This is a genomic window from Tenacibaculum sp. TC6, from assembly GCF_050606265.1.
Taxonomy (GTDB): Bacteria; Bacteroidota; Bacteroidia; order Flavobacteriales; family Flavobacteriaceae; genus Polaribacter.
Genome location: NZ_JBOCUK010000008.1, coordinates 1 through 17,736 on the forward strand (window position 1 = coordinate 1; position 17,736 = coordinate 17,736).

Genomic DNA, 17,736 nt, shown 5'->3' on the forward strand with positions numbered 1-17,736 from the left:
AAAATTGAAGGTATTTATATCTTATTAGATATAATAAAAGTATTACGGAAAAATACAATTTAAAACACGGAAAACCTTTTTGGTTAATGAAGTAGTTAAAATACATTTGCCAGGTCACTCAATACAATGAGCGGATAATTTAAGGGGAAAACAAACCTTCTGGAACTATATGTCTGGAAGGTTTTTTTATTTTAAAACTATCTAATAAAAGACTTTCTGTTCAACAATTTATAGATTAACTATTTTTTTTCAAAAAAAATTAAAAAAGGGAAAAACACTTTTCTGGTTGCTAAATCATTTATATAAATATTGTTATCATCCTTTATTAATAAAGGAATCGTTTTAACAGGAAAAACCCCTTTTAATAAACCGGCTTGGAGGCATTTTTTATATAAAAAGTCACCAATCGCGGAAATTTGCACATTAAAGCGCGGGAAACCCCTTTTTGATGCTGGTAATCAGACATATATTTGTAGTGTTGTTTATTGAAACACAAAACTTAAGGGAAAAATTAAAATTTTATTAAAATGGGGAAAAATTTAGTAAAAAAAGCAAGTGATGTTTTAGGTAATTTTTTATCAGTTTTAGCTGAGTTCGGAAAAGGAGCAAGCTACGCTCTTAGAAACTAAGAAATAAAAATAACCAAACTAGTATGTAAAAAGCCTTTCAGATTAGATTTTCTGAAAGGTTTTTTATGTTGATATATATTGTAAATTGCTAGGGCTAAATTCAATAATTTACATGACAAAAAAGTATATCATTGCCCTAGATCAAGGAACTACAAGCTCAAGAACTGTGCTTATTAATGAAGAAGGAAAAATAGAAGGAATGAATCAGCAAGAGTTCACACAAATTTTTCCGGAGTCAGGATGGGTAGAACATAATGCAGAAGAAATTTTAGAAACTCAAATGGCAACTTTTAAAAAAGTGCTTGAGCAAAAAAACAGAAACCTTTCAGAAATTGCAGGTATAGGAATTACCAATCAGCGTGAAACAACTGTTGTATGGAATAAACATACAGGAAAACCAATTTACAACGCCATTGTTTGGCAAGATAAACGTACAGCAGCTATTTGCGAGCAACTAAAGCAAAAAGGATTAGAAAATTACGTGCGTACGACTACCGGATTAGTTATTGATAGCTATTTTTCAGCAACAAAAATACATTGGATTTTAAATACGATAGATGGAGCTAAAGAAGAAGCAGAAAAAGGAAATTTATTGTTTGGCACTATTGATACCTGGTTAGTGTGGAATTTAACAAAAGGAAGAGTACATGCAACGGATTATAGCAATGCTTCCAGAACCATGTTGTTTGATATTAAAAACTTATGTTGGGATTCGAAATTATTAAATGAATTAGGAATCCCTGAAAGTATGCTTCCTGAAGTAAAACCTTCATCATACCATTTTGGAAATTTTGAAATTGAAGGACATCAGATTCCTATTGCAGGAATTGCTGGAGACCAACAAGCCGCTTTATTTGGTCAGGCATGTTTTCATAAAGGAGAAGCTAAAAACACCTATGGTACAGGATGTTTTATGTTGTTAAATACCGGAGAGGATTTAGAATATTCTAAAAACGGATTGTTAACTACTATTGCTTGGGGAATTCATGGGAAAGTATATTATGCATTAGAGGGAAGTGTTTTTGTAGCAGGATCAGCTATTCAATGGTTACGAGATGGATTGCAAATTATAAAAAGCGCTGAAGAAAGTGAATTTTTTGCCAAACAAGTTAGCGGAGATAATCCGGTTTATGTAGTGCCTGCCTTTGCCGGTTTAGGTGCTCCTTATTGGGATATGTATGCCAGAGGAGCTATTTTTGGTTTAACACGTGATACCGAAAAAAAACATTTAATAAAAGCAACATTAGACTCATTAGCCTACCAAACTAAAGATGTTTTAAACGTAATGCAAAAAGATAGTGAAACAGCATTAACCTCTTTAAAAGTTGATGGAGGAGCTTGCGCCAATGATGTATTAATGCAGTTTCAGTCTGATATTTTAAATGTAGATGTTGAAAGACCCGAAATTATTGAAACCACGGTAATGGGAGCTGCTTATTTAGCAGGTATTTGTGTAGGATTATGGAAGCAGGAAGACATTGTGAAAAGAAGAAAAGTTAATGTTGTGTTTTCTCCGAATATTACCGAAGAAAAAAGAGAAAAACTCTATAAAAAATGGCTTAAAGCTGTAGAAAGAACAAAAGATTGGATTGACGAAAATTAATATAGATATGGCTAAATTCTATACCAACATTACCCAAAGAATTCAAGAGTTTATAGCAAATCAAAAAATGTTTTTTGTGGCTACCGCTCCTAAAGAAGGAAGAATAAATTTGTCTCCTAAAGGAATGGATTCTTTCAGAATACTTAATGAACATACCGTTGCCTGGCTTAGTGTAACCGGAAGCGGAAATGAAACCTCTGCACATCTGTTAGAAAATAATAGAATAACGGTTATGTTTTGCGCTTTTGAAGGAGCGCCTAATATTGTAAGAATATATGGTTCTGCTACTGAAATTCAAGAAAACGATACAGAATGGGAAAACTATAGTAAGCTGTTCCCGGAACTGCCGGGAGCACGCCAAATATTTATAATTACTGTAGAAACCGTTCAAACTTCATGCGGAATGTCTATTCCTTTTTATGAATATAAAGGAGAACGAAATCAATTAAATGAATGGGCAGAAAGTAAAGGAGAAGCCGGAATTAAAACCTACTGGGAAGAAAAAAATCAAGTAAGTATTGACGGATTAAAAACAAAACTTTTCAATACCTGATAAAAGTCATATTCTGAGGAGTATTTAGTGTCTACCTTTGCCTAAAAAGGTTACAATATGATACAATTAGTTAATATTCCTACAGTTTCATGGACCAATGGAACTATTATGATGATTGTTTTTGGTATTGTTAGTTTAGGGTTAATAGCCACTCTGATTATTTTTATGAATAGTGGAAAAAAGAAAGAGTAGCTATTGATTTAGTGATTTTTAATAGTTGATTGTAAGAAGTGTTCTAAAAGCCGGGTTGTTTTTCTTTTTAGAACACTTCTTTTATGTTAATCATTTATTTAAAAGCATTTAAACCGGTAATATCTAAACCGGTAATTAATAGGTGTATATCATGTGTACCTTCGTAGGTAACAACACTTTCAAGGTTCATAGAATGACGCATGATAGAGTAATCTCCTGTTATTCCCATAGCGCCTAAAATCTGTCTGGCTTCACGAGCAATTTTTAAAGCCATTTCCACATTATTACGTTTAGCCATTGAAATTTGAGCAGAAGTAGCTTTTCCTTCATTTTTTAAGGTTCCTAAACGCCAAGTTAATAATTGAGCTTTAGTGATTTCAGTAATCATTTCTGCTAATTTTTTTTGCTGTAACTGATATTGCCCAATAGGTTTTCCAAATTGTGTACGTTCTTTAGCATAACGTAAAGCAGTATCATAACAGTCCATAGCAGCACCTAATGCTCCCCAAGAAATACCATAACGAGCAGAATCTAAACACTGTAAAGGTGCGCCAAGTCCTGATTTATTAGGTAATAAATTTTCTTTAGGCACTTTTACATTGTCAAAAATTAACTCACCGGTAATAGAAGCTCTTAAAGACCATTTATTATGAGTTTCCGGAGTAGAAAAACCTTCCATACCACGTTCTACAAGTAACCCGTGAATTCTACCTTCTTCATTTTTAGCCCAAACCACAGCAACATTTGCTATAGGAGCATTTGAAATCCACATTTTAGCACCATTAAGTAAATAATGGTCGCCCATATCTTTAAATCGGGTTTCCATTCCCCCCGGGTTAGATCCGTGATTAGGTTCTGTTAATCCAAAACAACCAATCCATTCTCCACTAGCTAATTTGGGTAAATATTTTCTTTTTTGCTCTTCATTTCCATAGTTAAAAATTGGCCACATTACTAAAGAAGACTGTACTGAAGCGGTTGAACGTATGCCGCTATCACCTCTTTCAAGTTCTTGCATTATTAAACCATAAGAAATTTGATCTAAGCCGGCACCGCCATATTCTTCAGGAATATAAGGACCAAAAGCACCTACCTCAGCTAAACCATTAACTAATATTTCAGGAAATTTTGATTTTTGAGCATACTCTTCAATAATTGGAGATAAATTTTTCTTTACCCATTCGCGAGTAGTATCACGTACCAGTTTATGCTCTTCAGTTAATAAATCGTCAACGTGATAATAGTCAGGAGCTTGAAATAAATCAGGTTTCATAAGTTTGTTTTTAAAGTTATCATATTTACTAATTTATAAAGGTTACACAATGTGTTTAGTAAATGATGTTTTAAGTATATTTGATATATTGATTCTTTCAAAAATACTCAAAAAAATGGTTAATCCTAACTGGTTTGTGTATGTTTGTATATTATGAGATTTACATTAGGAAAAGAGGAGCGATTAAAGAGTAGAAAGCTCATAGGCAGATTATATGAAGAAGGAAAATCAATTAAAGTTTTTCCTTTACGAATGGTATACATACAAACAGAACACACTTCAGAATATCCTGCGCAAGTAGGCGTTTCTGTACCTAAACGTAATTTTAAAAGAGCTGTTGACAGAAACAGACTTAAACGATTGTTAAGAGAAAGTTACAGAAAAGAAAAACATATAGTGTATTCAGAACTCAACAAACCTTATGTGTTTATGATTTCTTATCTTGCAAAAGAAGAATGGAAATATGCTGATATAGAGTTAAAAATGAAAAAATTAATAACACTTTTTATAGCTGAAATACATAACAATGAGAAATAAGAAAACAATTTTATGGCTTAGTGTAGCGGTTATAGCCGTATTTTTCTCGTTTCAATCTCGTTTTTTTGAAATTGCTAAACAAATAGAAATCTATAATAATTTATTTAAAGAATTAAATATAAATTATATAGACGAGATTAATCCGGGAGACTTAACAGATAGGACTATAAAAAACACCCTTAAAAATTTAGACCCGTATACCAATTTTTATAACGAACAAGATGTTGAAGATGCCAGAATACGAAGAGAAGGAGAGTATGGAGGTATCGGAATTTTATCGCATTATTCTAAAAAAGGTATTACCATATCTGAAATTGATAAAGGATTCCCGGCAGATAAAGCGGGTTTAAAGGCAGGAGATATTATTATAAATGTTAACGGACAAAATTTAGAAGGCCTTGAAAAAGAACAGCTGTCTCAAATTTTAAAAGGAACACCCGGAAAAGAACTTTCTTTAGAAATAGAAAGAAAAAAAGAAAGGATAAAAATTAGCTTGAAATTAGACAAGATAGTTTTAAGTCCGGTTCCGTTTTTTGATATGATTGATGATCAAACCGGTTATATAGTTTTAACCAGTTTTATTAGTCAAAAAGCTACGGAAGAAGTAAAAAAAGCTGTTGAGACTCTTAAAGATAGAGGAATGACAAAGTTAGTTTTTGATTTAAGAAGCAATCCGGGAGGATCACTTTTTGATGCCATTAACATTACTAATTTATTTATACCTAAAGGAGAAAAAGTGGTAGACACCAGAGGAAAAATTTCTAAAAATAGTAGAGTATATACAACAAGTAAAGAGCCTCTTGATGCAGAAATGCCTGTAGTTGTTCTTATTGATGATAGGTCGGCCTCTGCTTCTGAAATTGTTTCAGGTGCTTTGCAAGATTACGACAGAGCAGTTATTCTGGGAGAACGTTCTTATGGTAAAGGGTTGGTACAACGATATTTTGATTTAACGTATGGAACTCAAGCGAAAATAACTATTTCAAAATATTATACGCCAAGCGGTAGATGTATACAAGAGTTAGATTATGCGAATAGAGATGTAAAAACAGGTAAAGTTCCTAAATTTTCAGAAGGAACGGTACAAAAGTTTACCACCAAAAACGGAAGAACGGTTTATGACGGAGGAGGAGTTACTCCGGATGTAAAAACTAGTTATTCTGAGAAAAATGAAACCACTAAAGCCTTATTAAATTCACAAGCTATTTTTAACTTTGCAAATGTTTATATTAATACGAGTCAACCAATAGATTCATTAACTTTTAAATTTAAAGAAAGTGAGTTTAACGAGTTTAAAAATTACTTATTAGTTTCTGACACTACATTTGTAACTAAAGATGAAAAGATGTTTAAAAAAGCATATGAAACGGTTAAAGAAACTAATAATATAAAAAATGAGTATGAAAAATTACTCATGAAATTGAAAGAAGAAAAGATTAAAAAAATAAGTGAAAATAAAGATATACTTTTAACTAGTATAGAAAATGAAATTATAAAAAACGCTTTTTATAGAGAAGGAATGTATAAGCATCAGTTAAAGAATGATAAAACCATTCAACAAGCAGTTACATTACTTAACAATAAAACAAAGTATAATTCAATACTTAAAAAATAACATAGTTATTAACTTAATATTTGATTAGAGAATATGTCAAAACCGAACCAGAAAGAAAGAACGAGAGCTCAAGAATCAACAAATGCAATTGAACGTTTATATATATCGATGAGACACCTTTTTAGTCGCGGATTTTATAAACCAATGGGAGTTTCTGGAGAAACATTAAGAAAATCGCTTTTAGCATTAAGGCCGGAAATATACGGTTCAATAGCAGAAGATAAAACCGAATTAAACGGGTTAAAGTACGTGATAGAGCGTTTACCGGAAGGGATAGAAGAGTGTCAGTTTATCAATTTAACAGCAGATGAAGGGTATAGAAACTCTCATTTTAAAGCCATTATTCCTCCTAAAAGAAGAAGAAATTGCTATCGTATAGATAGAGATCAAATGAATATTGAAATTACCAGAGGAAGATCTGAAATTTATGATATTCTTACGCACTTAACATTTTTATTTATTGAATCACACAAAATAAAAGACAGAGTTTTAATTGATGCAACCGGAGATAAATTTATTAGAGAGTGGATGCATTTGGAGGAAACGGTTTTATACAACAAAACACTTACAGAAAAAGAAAAAGATGTTATGATTGTACACTTGGCAAGCATTTTAGGAAGAACCTATGATGAAGTGTATGATAGCTATAACTCTTTTGCTACTAAAGAAAACCCAAGTCGTTTTTTACATTTAATGTATTGGCTAGGAAAACTGGCTATCAATGAAGTTTTATACGATAAAAAAAGATCTATAAAATTCAGTTCTGTTTTAATTGAAGAAATTGGTCATCATTATTATGGAGAAGTTTGGGCAAATAACATTAAGAAAAAACTTCTGGAAAATAATTTAATTGAAAGACCTATTCATATTATTAGTGCTAATATGCATAGTGTAATGAATACACTATATGCTAAAACGGCATTACCTAAAGAAGCAAAAAACCTTAAAAAGTTTGAATTATTTGAATTGTTAAGTAATACAAATAGTGAAGTATTACAAACCAAGGTTAAGCAAAAAGCTTCAGAAAATGGGCTGATTTATATTAAAGATACTTCCGGGACCAATATTAACGTACAAATAATTGATACAGATAAAATAGATTTTGATGCTGTTTCTTTTGAAAAAGTAAACTCTGTAGGGCAAAAACCTGTTATTATTGTTATGGATTATGCTTTTGGAGAGCAAGCCTATGAAACTATGGATGAATTGTTAAAACCATACAAGGTTAAAAAAGAAAAAATCCATTTAAATGTAGAGTCGGTTTCTATTATGGGAAAAGCAGGTATTTTAGAAGGAGGAAAAGGAGATATCATGATTCCGTCTTCTCACATCTTTGAAGGAACTGCAGATAACTATCCGTTTAAAAATGAACTATCTAAATCAGATTTAGAAGGCTTTGGCGTAGAGGTTTTTGACGGAGCCATGGTAACTGTTTTAGGAACGTCATTACAAAATAAAGATTTACTAAAATTCTTCCATGATTCTACCTGGAATGTTATCGGATTAGAAATGGAAGGAGCCCACTATCAAAAAGCAATTCAATCGGCTTCAAAAATTAGAGGAAATATATCAGAAAATGTAAAAGTACGTTATGCATATTATGCGTCTGATAACCCTCTTGAAACGGGGGCTACATTGGCTTCAGGAGGATTAGGAATGAGTGGAGTGACTCCTACTTATGCTATAACGCAAAAAATATTAGAACAAATTTTTTAGATTATGAGCAATCACAAAAATGAAGAAGAAGTAGATCTAGGCTCATTATTTGTAATTATAGGTAAAGGGATTTCTAATTTTTTTAGATTTATTGGAAATATCTTTACTTCAATTTTCTATTTTTTTGTAGAAATACTTCTCTTCTTTAAGAAGAATTATAAAAAACTAGGAATAGCTATTGTTATCGGAGCTGTTGCAGGGTTTATTCTTGAAATAAAAGAAGAAAGCAGGTATAGCTCTAACTTATTAGTACAAACCAATTTTAACAGTGCAAGACAATTGTACAGTAATATTGATTTTTATAATAATTTGGTAAAGCAAAAAGATGTTAGCTTGCTGGCAACCATTTTTCACATTAGTAAAGAAGAAGCGACATCCTTAAAAAAGTTTACCATTCAACCCATTGTTAATGGAAATGATGTGATAACTACCTATGATGAATTGTTATTAGGAATTGATACAACAACTGTTAAAAGCTATTCATTTGCAGATTTTAAAAGAGCTTTTACAAAGTACAATTATAAAGTGCATGATATAGAAGTACAATCTTCCAGAAATGATATATTCCCAAAACTTGATGAGATAATTATTAGCGCTATAACTGAAAACTCCTATTTTAATAAGTTAAGAGAGTTAACTAATGAAAATTTAAACAGAACAGATCAGTTATTACGAAAAAACTTAGTGCAGGTAGATTCGTTACATAATATCTACAAGAAAGTTCTTTTAGAAGAAGCAAAGTCGGTAAATCAAGGAACAAATATTGACTTAGGGAGTTCTAAAAAAGGAAGTAAAGAATTAGAATTGTTTAGTACTACCTTAAAGTTAAATAAAGAACTTAAAACAGTTAGTGAAGAGAAAACTGAAAAATCTGAAATTGTTAATATCGTTTCTAATTTTCAACCTATAGGACATAAAATAGAAGGCGTATCTGATAATAAATCAGTACAATTAGCACTGGCATCTTTAGTATTAATGATTTTATACTTATTGTTTATAAAACTAAATATTTATTTAGAAAATTACAGTAAGAAAAAATAACTACTCTATGAATATTATAAAAACACCTTTTAAAGGATGCTTTGTAATAGAACCACAACTGTTTTCTGATGATAGAGGTTATTTTTTTGAGACGTTTAATGAAAAAAAGTTCCTAGAATTAACAGGTTTAACAGTGTCTTTTGTGCAAGATAATGAGGCGTTTTCTAATAGAGGAATCGTAAGAGGTTTACATTTCCAAAAAGGGAAGCATGCTCAGGCAAAACTAGTACGAGTAATACAAGGAAAAGTATTAGATGTAGTGGTAGATTTAAGAGAAGATTCTGATACCTATGGAGAACATTTTTCAATGATTTTATCAGGAGAAAATAAAAAACAACTATTCATTCCACGCGGTTTTGCTCATGGATATTCAGTATTAGAAGATCATACTGTTTTTGTTTATAAATGTGATAATTATTACCACAAAGAATCAGAAGGAGGTATTATTTATAATGATGAAGAACTAAACATTGATTGGATGCTTCCTGAGAGTGAAATTCAGTTATCTGAGAAAGATAAAGTATTACCGGGGTTTATGAATATTATTTTAGAATAAAAGAGAAAATAGTGAGTTTGATAAGGAAAAATTTTATTTACAATAATTTATTAGGTTTTACTAATGTGTTAACCCCTTTAATAATTTTTCCTTATATATCGAGAACTATAGAGCCTCAAGGCGTTGGTATTGTGAGTTTTGCAATATCCTTAACTTCAATTTTCGTTATTTTAGGCTCTTTAGGTATTCCAATATATGGAATTAGAGAAATTGCTGTATCAAAAGATAGCGAAGAAAAGCTTTCAAAAACGTTTTCAGAAATATTTATTATTCAGTTATATTGGCTTCTTGTCATATTAATTTTTTATTCTATATGGATTTATTTTTCGGGTACTTTTTCTTATAATCCGTTTTTAAAAGTCGCATCCTACCTTTATATTATAGCTTTAACAGGAACTGTAAATTGGTTTTTTCAAGGAATAGAAAATTATAGGCTTTTAGCTCAGTTAAATATAATTTCAAAAATTATAATGATAGCTTTAGTTTTTCTTCTGATAAAATCTAAGGAAGATTACTGGCTTTATTATTGTGTTATTGTATTAACTTTATTATTAAACGCTTTTTTCATTTTATTGAAAGTATTTCGAATAGTTAAATTTTCATTTAAGAATCTTAATTTGAAAAGACATATAAAAGGAATTGGAATATTATTCAGCACACAAATTGCAATAGGAATTTATATTAATTTAGATATTATTTTTCTAAATTATTTTTCAAACACAACTGAAGTAGGTTTTTATAGTGCTGCAAACAAAGTGATTAAAATATTTTTACTTATAATTACTTCATTGAGTACAGTTTTAATACCTAAAATATCACAATACATAGAAAAAAACAGAAAAGAAGAAGCTATTCTTACAATTGAAAAATCTATGAATTTTATTTTGTTTTTAGGTTGTCCATCAATTGTTCTAATTACCATGTTAGCTCCAGAAATTATATATGTTTTTGCAGGAGATGAGTTTCGTTTTTCTAGTCTTTTAGTTCAGTTTTTAGTGCCTTTATTATTATTAATAGGGTTAAGCAATATTTTTGGCTTACAAATATTAGTTCCGTTTAGAGAAGAGAAGAAGTTAATGTTTGCGGTACTCTTAGGAGCTATTGTTAGTATATTATTAAACGTTACTTTAGTACCAAGATGGTATTCTTTTGGGACTACTTTTGCCTTATTGTTTACAGAGTTGGTTATAACAGTATTAACTTTTTTTTATGCCAAAAAGATAATTGATTTTAATATGCCTATTAAATTATTCTTAAAATATTTAGTAGGGAGTTTAATTTTTATTCCGATATATTTCCTGTTTAAAATCTTTTTTAAACAGGAAGCCCTTCTTTTAGCCACGGGCATTACCTCTTTGAGTGTTTATTTTAGTGTTCTTTATTTGGTTAAAGATCCGTTTTTTATCAAATCATTTTTAAATCCAGTATTAAAAAAAATCAAATGAAGTATGACTATTTAATAGTGGGGTCCGGATTATTTGGAGCCGTCTTTGCCCATGAACTTAATAAATCAGGAAAGAGATGTTTGGTCATAGATAAAAGGAAACATATTGGAGGTAATATTTATTGTGAAAAAATAGAAGGAATAAACGTTCATAAATATGGTGCACATATTTTTCATACAAGTAGCAAAAGAATTTGGGACTATGTAAACTCATTTGTAGAATTTAACAGATTTACAAATTCTCCTTTGGCAAATTATAAAGGGGAAATATTTAATTTACCTTTTAATATGAATACATTTTATCAGTTATGGAGGGTAAAAACACCTGAGGAGGCTCAGGCAAAGATTAGAGAACAAGTGTTAAAGGCAAATATTAAGACACCGAAAAACCTTGAAGAACAAGCAATATCATTAGTAGGAGATGATATTTATCAAAAATTAATAAGGGGTTATACTGAAAAGCAATGGGGAAGAAAGGCTACTGAACTTCCCGCTTTTATAATTAAAAGATTGCCTGTAAGGTTTACATTTGACAACAATTATTTTAATGATACGTACCAAGGTATTCCAATAGGGGGGTACAATAAGTTAATTGATAAGTTGTTGTTTGGAATAGAGGTAAAAAAAGGAATAGATTTTTTTATATATAAAAAAGAACTTGAAAAACAAGCTGAAAAAATAATTTTTACAGGTAAAATAGATGAATATTTTGATTATCAACATGGAGAACTAGAATATAGAACATTAAATTTTGAACATGATATTTTAGAGGTTAAAAATTTTCAAGGTAATGCAGTTGTTAATTATACAGATAAAAATACCCCTTATACAAGAATTATTGAACATAAACACTTTGAATTTGGAAAACAGGATATTACAGTTGTAACGAAAGAGTATCCATCAGAAAGTAGAAGAGGTAATGAGCCATATTATCCAATAAATGATGTAAAAAACTCTCGAACTTATAAGAAATATGAAAAATTAGCGGCTAAAGAACCTAATGTTATTTTTGGAGGAAGATTGGCGGAATATAAATATTACGATATGCACCAAGTAATAGCATCAGCCTTAGCCAAATTTAAGAAAGAAAGAGAAACATTCAATGACTGATATTAAAATATTAATAGCCACGCATAAAGAGTTTATTCCGCCAAGAGAATCTCATTTTATTCCAATACATGTTGGTAAAGAGGGGCAAAGTGATTTGGGGTATATAGGTGATGATTCAGGGGATAATATTTCTAGTAAAAATAAGAATTATTGTGAGCTAACGGCTTTATATTGGGCATGGAAAAACTTAAACTGTGATGTTTTGGGACTTTGTCATTACAGAAGATATTTTGATATAGAAAATAGAATAGACAAAATAAATGACATAAGATATGTTGGAAATAATGAATTTAATAAGTACTCTTTTTCTGAACAAACAATAAAGAAATATCTTCTAAAAAATGATGTCATTTTACCAAAACCTAAAAGATATTTTACATCAATAAAACAGGATTATGCCTATTGTCATTTAATTGAAGATTATGAAATTCTTACGGAAGTTATCAATACTTGTTATCCTGAATACATAGATTCTTGGTATAAAATTTCAAATTTTAAGAATAGTCTGGTTCATTATAATATGTTTATTACTAGTAAGAACATTGCTGATGATTATTTTGAATGGTTATTTACTATATTATTTGAGGCTGAAAAAAGAGTTAAATTATCTCCTTATATTTATCAACAGCGAGTTTTTGGCTTTATGTCAGAAAGATTAATGACTCTTTATTTTTATCATAATAAATTCAGAAAAAAATATCTTCCGGTTCTATTCCTAAAAGAAGAAAATCTCGAAAAACACACACCTCACAAAAGTGTAACTTTATTACTAAATATACATAAAAACTTAATTTTTTTCCTATGGACTTTTCCTAAAAAAGTTTTAAAGAACTATGGATTGTAAAAAAGTTTACATAATAATTTTAAATTATAACTCTTTTATTGATACGATTGAATGTTTGGAGTCTGTTTTTAAATTAGAGTATGCAAATTTTCAGGTAATAGTAGTTGATAATAATAGCAATGATAATTCTGTAGCCCAAATTATAGATTGGGCTAACGGAAAAAGCTTTTTTGAAGTAGCTACTAACTATAGAGCGTTAGTATATCCTCTTGAAAATAAACCATTTCAATTTAGTGTGTTTAGAGAGGGTAATTCAGAAATAACTGAAGATAAACTGGTAATTCTAAAAGCGCAGAATAATAACGGATTCTCAGCTGGAAATAATATAGGAATACAATACATTCAAAATAGAGAAGATTTTAAGTATTGTTGGATTTTGAATAATGATACAGTGGTAGATAAAAAATCATTAAAAGAATTGGTTGAGAATTACCGTAGACATGAAAATCTAGGGATTTTAGGGAGTAAACTTTTGTACTATTATAATCCAGATATAATTCAAGCTATAGGAGGAAAGCTTCATAAAAAATTGTACGCAACAAGCCATATAGGAGAAGGAAAACTTTGCACTATAAATAAAAGTAATTTTGAAAAAATTGATTTTGCAATCGGAGCATCTATGTTTGTTTCAAAAGAGTTTTTAAATACGGTAGGGCTTTTAAGCGAAGACTATTTTTTGTACTATGAAGAAATAGATTGGGCATTTAGAGCAAAAGAATTTGGATTTATTACAGATTGGTGCGAAGACTCTATAGTATATCATAAAGAAGGAAAAACAACAGGGAGTTCAAGTGATTATAGAAAGAGAAGCGTTTTTTCTGAGATACAAATTTTTAAAAGTAGAAAGATTTTTTTTCAAAAATATCCAAAGTATAAGTTTTCATTTTGGGTATCAAGCTATCTAATAATTCTAAACAGAGTTAGAAGAAAACAGTTGAGTTTAGCAAAAGAATTTATTAAAATACTGCATAAAAGGAAATAATGAATCTAAGGGTGATTGTCTTATTTTTTATTTTATTAATAGCTGTTTATCAGGATTTTCCTTTAGTGAATATTTTTGGTGAAATAGCCAGAGGCCCTGTAGTATTTATAATACCAGTTTTTATTTTTTATTTTTTATTGAAAGGAAGGATCTATTTGACTAAATATAGTAAAGTTTATATAGTATATATTGTATATCTGAGTATTATAACATGTGTATATTCTGTTTTTTTTATTTTAAAAAATAAATCGGTGTATTTTTTTGATGAGAACATTTTAATTAAAAACGTAAAAATGCTCTCATACCCAATATGTTCTTTACTTTTCTATCAATTTATTTATCTTTTTTTAAAAAGAACAAAAAATTTCACACAAGTATTTAATGCAATCATGGCTATTCAAATTTTATTAATTATTATTTTAATTTTTGAAGCCCAGATTTACAAAACAAAAGAAGTTTTTTTACCTTTTTTACACTCCGATCCTTCTAAATATTGGAGGATTAGATTACTAACCGTAGAATCAAGTTGGTCTGGTTCTGTAGTGATTATTTTTACTTTTCTTCCCGTCTTTTTATCAGAGTATTTAAATAGAAAAGGAGCTCAAAGAATATTAGTGTATTGTACGTCGTTATTTTTCTTTTTTTATTATACAATTCATAGTGAATCTAAAGGATATTTATTATTGTTACTTATTTCTTTATTACCTATGTTGGTACGTTATATGTATAGCAATAAACAACTAAGATATGTGCTATTTATAGCATTGATTCCGTTAGTAATTTCATTAATAGTAGGGTTTCAGTTTTTAGACAAAGAATTTTTCTCACAATTAAACACGAATGTATCTGTTGGCACCAGGTTAACCGGAGACTTGGCAGCTATAAAAACATTTGTAATGAATCCTTTAGGTGTTGGTTTAGGCCCTTTTATGGAAATATACACTAACAATATTAATTGTCTTATTAATGCAGATTTTATGCAAGAATTTAATACGCTGGAAATAGAACAATATTTGCACACACCTAAAAATTTATCATCAAAAACCTATTTTTTTGACCATCTGGTTTTTGGAGGTTTTTTCTTTCTTATTTTCTTTTATCTATTTTTTATTAAAAGACTTCGAAGAGTTTCCTACATAAAAAAGGGCTATCTTTTAAAAATGATTTTAATTTATGTAATACTCTCAAGTATATTTTATTTAACACTTCATATTAAGTATGAGGTTTGGTTTTTTTTGGCTTTAATTGATTTTTTAGAGAATAATGAACCAAAAACAACATAAAATATTAATTGTATGCGGATTTTTTCCATACCCTCCAATGCATGGAGGTATGGTTGATGTGTGGAAAAGAATAGAAGGAATTAAAGAGTTGGGGCATACAATAGATTTGGTATACACAGCCAAAGAGAAACCGTTGGAAAAAGACATACTATTTGCAAAGAAATATATTAGGATGCTTTTTGAAGTTTCAAGAAAGAATAGAGTAATAGACATATTTAGCTCAAAACCATTACAAGTTACTTCTAGAAGTCAATTTAAAAACATTTCAATTCAAAAACAGTACGATTTTGTAATATTAGAAGGAGATTATGTTGGAGAGTTTATAAAAAACACATCTGTTGATTATGGTAAACTTATTATAAGAAGCCACAATAATGAATCAATATATTTCAAAAATCTCAGTAAAAGTACATCAAAAATATTCAGAAAAATATATTACTGGTTAGAACATATAAAGTTTAGAAATTATACCAAAGAAATCTATTCCAAAGCAAACACAATATGGTTTATTTCAAAAGAAGATACATCTAAAAATAGAACTTTGTATAAAAATAAGGTAATACACTTACCTCCCCCGTTTTCTTTAAACGAAATTAAAAAACAAAATTTAGACACTAAAAAAGTATTGTTTGTAGGTTCACTTTTTATGGACAATAATATAGAAGCAATCCTATGGTATTTAAAAAATATTCACAACGAAATTTTGAAGTATGAAAAGGACTATGAATTTATAATAGCTGGTAGTTTAGGAAACAAAACAAAGGAAGTTGTAAAGAAAAGTTTTAATAGGTATAAGAACATACAATTATATATGAATTGCGAATCGTTAGATGAGATTTATGAACAAGCATCTATTTTTGTCAATCCAATGTTGCATGGAGCAGGAGTAAAAATAAAATCAATTCAAGCAGCTATAAATGGACTTCCTTTAGTTTCAACTACCATAGGAGTTGAAGGTATAGGATTACAACCCGATAAAGATTTTTTACTAGCCAATGATAGGGAAACTTTTACTTTAAGTGTTTTAAAATTATTAAAAGAGAAAAACAAAGCACAAAGAATGGTTGATAATGCACAACAATTCTTACGAGATCATCACTATATAAAATTATTAAAACAAGAGTTAAATGCAGATACGAAAAATATATAATTATAGTTTTCTGCTAATAGCAGCATTTCCTCTACTGAGTTTAAGATGGTCTACCAATCTTATTATTATATGGGGATTACTTTCAGTCGTGCAATTTTTTTATGACAAAATCTATAAAGATTTAGATAGAAAGGATATTACTAGTTTTTTCATTCTTTCATTATACTACTTGTTATTATTAGTTAGTTTTTTAATCTCTGGGTTTGATGAAGAAATCCTTAAATTTTTAGAGACAGACGCCCCTTTTTTAGTGTTTCCGTTGTTGGTAATAATCAATAAAAAAGTGATTGATAAAAAAACATTAAATAGAAGTTTATTAGTTTTTTTTGTCTCTAATGTTATACTGGCATTGAAAAGTTGGTCTCAGATTTTGAATATAGGATTTGCTAAACTTCAAGCAGAAAATAACTTTTATCAACCTGTTTTTAGAAATCTATTTTTTGAGGAAACAAATATACACCTACCTTATTTAGGTTTATTGTTTGTGTTTTCAATAGGAATAGGAATTTCATGGGTATTAAGAGGAAAGCTTAATTTTTACATTAAATTAGGAATTTTCTTAGCTTGTGCACTCTTACTAATTTCTATTGTTACCTTTTCAGCAAGAATGTCATTATTCACGTTTATAATTATGAGTGGCTATTTATTATATAAATCTATAAAAGGCATCAAAATAAAAATAATTGGAATACTGTCATTACTATTAATAGCCTTTTTTCTAATAACTCAAACACCTATAAAAAACAGGTTTGATGAGGTTTTGAAAGCAAAAATGGAATTACCAAATGAAAAGTTCAATAAAAAGGAACACGAGGTTAATTTTAGATATGGAATATACTATTGTGCACAACCATTACTAAACAAAGGTTTTTGGTGGGGTATAGGAAAAGAAAATATAGCAAAAGAGTTGCAGGCATGTTACGACACCTTTACATTCAAAGGAGCAAATGATTTTCAGAAAGTATATTATAACACGCATAATCAATATGTTGATGTGCTACTTTCTTACGGTATTTTTGGATTTTTATTGGTAATTACATCATTATTTTTCGGGCTTTTAAAGGATCCTTCTACGTTATATAAATTATTTTTAATGATTGTTGGACTAGCATTAGTCACTGAAAATTTGTTTGATAGACAAATTGGAGTTGTATTTTATACTTTTTTTAATACACTATTTTATATAAAACAAACCAAGCAACGTTAAA

Annotated in this window: 16 protein-coding genes; 15 read left to right on the plus strand and 1 reads right to left on the minus strand. The window is 29.3% G+C overall.

The features are described from left to right. The first annotated feature begins 741 nt into the window (after nucleotides 1–741). Genes glpK through ACQY1Q_RS06265 form a run of 3 tightly spaced genes read left to right on the plus strand, consistent with a single transcriptional unit; the run spans nucleotide 742 to nucleotide 2,977 of the window. Entirely contained in the window at nucleotides 742–2,232 is a 1,491-nt protein-coding gene (glpK, locus tag ACQY1Q_RS06255) for a glycerol kinase GlpK (RefSeq protein WP_431004436.1), read from the plus strand. A 7-nt stretch (nucleotides 2,233–2,239) separates the two neighbouring features. Then, entirely contained in the window at nucleotides 2,240–2,785 is a 546-nt protein-coding gene (locus ACQY1Q_RS06260) for a pyridoxamine 5'-phosphate oxidase family protein (RefSeq protein ID WP_431004437.1), read from the plus strand. Nucleotides 2,786–2,842: 57 nt separating this feature from the next. Next, a complete protein-coding gene (locus tag ACQY1Q_RS06265; RefSeq protein ID WP_431004438.1) occupies nucleotides 2,843–2,977 on the plus strand; it encodes a hypothetical protein in 135 nt (44 codons plus the stop codon). A 94-nt stretch (nucleotides 2,978–3,071) separates the two neighbouring features. On the opposite strand, the gene ACQY1Q_RS06270 is transcribed toward ACQY1Q_RS06265, so the two are convergent. Next, nucleotides 3,072–4,250 carry an acyl-CoA dehydrogenase family protein gene (locus ACQY1Q_RS06270; RefSeq protein WP_431004439.1) on the minus strand — a complete coding sequence of 393 codons (1,179 nt, stop codon included), beginning with the start codon at nucleotides 4,248–4,250 and terminating at the stop codon, nucleotides 3,072–3,074. 153 nt (nucleotides 4,251–4,403) lie between these two features. Here ACQY1Q_RS06270 and rnpA point away from each other — a divergent pair, with 153 nt between their 5' ends. From rnpA to ACQY1Q_RS06330, 12 genes are all read left to right on the plus strand, one after another. Next, nucleotides 4,404–4,787 carry a ribonuclease P protein component gene (gene rnpA / locus ACQY1Q_RS06275; protein ID WP_431004440.1) on the plus strand — a complete coding sequence of 128 codons (384 nt, stop codon included), beginning with the start codon at nucleotides 4,404–4,406 and terminating at the stop codon, nucleotides 4,785–4,787. Then, nucleotides 4,777–6,402 (plus strand): S41 family peptidase, encoded by a 1,626-nt coding sequence (locus tag ACQY1Q_RS06280; protein ID WP_431004441.1) that lies wholly within the window; start codon nucleotides 4,777–4,779, stop codon nucleotides 6,400–6,402. The genes rnpA and ACQY1Q_RS06280 overlap by 11 nt, the downstream gene beginning before the upstream one ends. A gap of 33 nt (nucleotides 6,403–6,435) precedes the next feature. Continuing rightward, entirely contained in the window at nucleotides 6,436–8,118 is a 1,683-nt protein-coding gene (locus tag ACQY1Q_RS06285; protein ID WP_431004442.1) for a DUF6909 family protein, read from the plus strand. Nucleotides 8,119–8,121: 3 nt separating this feature from the next. Then, on the plus strand, nucleotides 8,122–9,159 hold the full coding sequence (locus tag ACQY1Q_RS06290) for a hypothetical protein (protein ID WP_431004443.1): 1,038 nt from the start codon (nucleotides 8,122–8,124) through the stop codon (nucleotides 9,157–9,159). Nucleotides 9,160–9,166: 7 nt separating this feature from the next. After that, nucleotides 9,167–9,715, plus strand: coding sequence for a dTDP-4-dehydrorhamnose 3,5-epimerase (gene rfbC / locus ACQY1Q_RS06295; RefSeq protein ID WP_431004444.1), 549 nt, complete (start codon nucleotides 9,167–9,169; stop codon nucleotides 9,713–9,715). 11 nt (nucleotides 9,716–9,726) lie between these two features. Further along, nucleotides 9,727–11,160, plus strand: coding sequence for a flippase (locus ACQY1Q_RS06300; RefSeq protein ID WP_431004445.1), 1,434 nt, complete (start codon nucleotides 9,727–9,729; stop codon nucleotides 11,158–11,160). Beyond that, nucleotides 11,157–12,269, plus strand: coding sequence for a UDP-galactopyranose mutase (glf, locus tag ACQY1Q_RS06305; RefSeq protein ID WP_431004446.1), 1,113 nt, complete (start codon nucleotides 11,157–11,159; stop codon nucleotides 12,267–12,269). Before ACQY1Q_RS06300 ends, glf begins: the two co-directional genes overlap by 4 nt. Continuing rightward, a complete protein-coding gene (locus ACQY1Q_RS06310; protein ID WP_431004447.1) occupies nucleotides 12,262–13,113 on the plus strand; it encodes a DUF4422 domain-containing protein in 852 nt (283 codons plus the stop codon). The genes glf and ACQY1Q_RS06310 overlap by 8 nt, the downstream gene beginning before the upstream one ends. Continuing rightward, nucleotides 13,103–14,095 carry a glycosyltransferase family 2 protein gene (locus ACQY1Q_RS06315; protein WP_431004448.1) on the plus strand — a complete coding sequence of 331 codons (993 nt, stop codon included), beginning with the start codon at nucleotides 13,103–13,105 and terminating at the stop codon, nucleotides 14,093–14,095. The genes ACQY1Q_RS06310 and ACQY1Q_RS06315 overlap by 11 nt, the downstream gene beginning before the upstream one ends. A gap of 389 nt (nucleotides 14,096–14,484) precedes the next feature. Continuing rightward, nucleotides 14,485–15,378: a hypothetical protein gene (locus tag ACQY1Q_RS06320; protein WP_431004449.1), complete on the plus strand. Its 894-nt coding sequence runs from the start codon at nucleotides 14,485–14,487 to the stop codon at nucleotides 15,376–15,378. Next, nucleotides 15,359–16,528, plus strand: a complete 1,170-nt coding sequence (locus ACQY1Q_RS06325; RefSeq protein ID WP_431004450.1) for a glycosyltransferase family 4 protein — start codon at nucleotides 15,359–15,361, stop codon at nucleotides 16,526–16,528. Before ACQY1Q_RS06320 ends, ACQY1Q_RS06325 begins: the two co-directional genes overlap by 20 nt. Next, nucleotides 16,506–17,735, plus strand: a complete 1,230-nt coding sequence (locus ACQY1Q_RS06330; protein ID WP_431004451.1) for an O-antigen ligase family protein — start codon at nucleotides 16,506–16,508, stop codon at nucleotides 17,733–17,735. Before ACQY1Q_RS06325 ends, ACQY1Q_RS06330 begins: the two co-directional genes overlap by 23 nt. The last annotated feature ends 1 nt before the right edge of the window (nucleotide 17,736 follow it).

What these genes read in the sequence shown, in the direction of transcription:
- ACQY1Q_RS06310 (WP_431004447.1), top strand. Translation starts at nt 12,262, where the DNA reads ATGACTGATATTAAAATATTAATAGCCACGCATAAAGAGTTTATTCCG.
- ACQY1Q_RS06265 (WP_431004438.1), top strand. Translation starts at nt 2,843, where the DNA reads ATGATACAATTAGTTAATATTCCTACAGTTTCATGGACCAATGGAACT.
- glf (WP_431004446.1), top strand. Translation starts at nt 11,157, where the DNA reads ATGAAGTATGACTATTTAATAGTGGGGTCCGGATTATTTGGAGCCGTC.
- ACQY1Q_RS06260 (WP_431004437.1), top strand. Translation starts at nt 2,240, where the DNA reads ATGGCTAAATTCTATACCAACATTACCCAAAGAATTCAAGAGTTTATA.
- glpK (WP_431004436.1), top strand. Translation starts at nt 742, where the DNA reads ATGACAAAAAAGTATATCATTGCCCTAGATCAAGGAACTACAAGCTCA.
- ACQY1Q_RS06270 (WP_431004439.1), bottom strand. Translation starts at nt 4,250, where the DNA reads ATGAAACCTGATTTATTTCAAGCTCCTGACTATTATCACGTTGACGAT.
- ACQY1Q_RS06290 (WP_431004443.1), top strand. Translation starts at nt 8,122, where the DNA reads ATGAGCAATCACAAAAATGAAGAAGAAGTAGATCTAGGCTCATTATTT.
- rfbC (WP_431004444.1), top strand. Translation starts at nt 9,167, where the DNA reads ATGAATATTATAAAAACACCTTTTAAAGGATGCTTTGTAATAGAACCA.
- ACQY1Q_RS06325 (WP_431004450.1), top strand. Translation starts at nt 15,359, where the DNA reads ATGAACCAAAAACAACATAAAATATTAATTGTATGCGGATTTTTTCCA.
- ACQY1Q_RS06330 (WP_431004451.1), top strand. Translation starts at nt 16,506, where the DNA reads ATGCAGATACGAAAAATATATAATTATAGTTTTCTGCTAATAGCAGCA.
- ACQY1Q_RS06280 (WP_431004441.1), top strand. Translation starts at nt 4,777, where the DNA reads ATGAGAAATAAGAAAACAATTTTATGGCTTAGTGTAGCGGTTATAGCC.
- ACQY1Q_RS06285 (WP_431004442.1), top strand. Translation starts at nt 6,436, where the DNA reads ATGTCAAAACCGAACCAGAAAGAAAGAACGAGAGCTCAAGAATCAACA.
- rnpA (WP_431004440.1), top strand. Translation starts at nt 4,404, where the DNA reads ATGAGATTTACATTAGGAAAAGAGGAGCGATTAAAGAGTAGAAAGCTC.
- ACQY1Q_RS06320 (WP_431004449.1), top strand. Translation starts at nt 14,485, where the DNA reads ATGGCTATTCAAATTTTATTAATTATTATTTTAATTTTTGAAGCCCAG.
- ACQY1Q_RS06315 (WP_431004448.1), top strand. Translation starts at nt 13,103, where the DNA reads ATGGATTGTAAAAAAGTTTACATAATAATTTTAAATTATAACTCTTTT.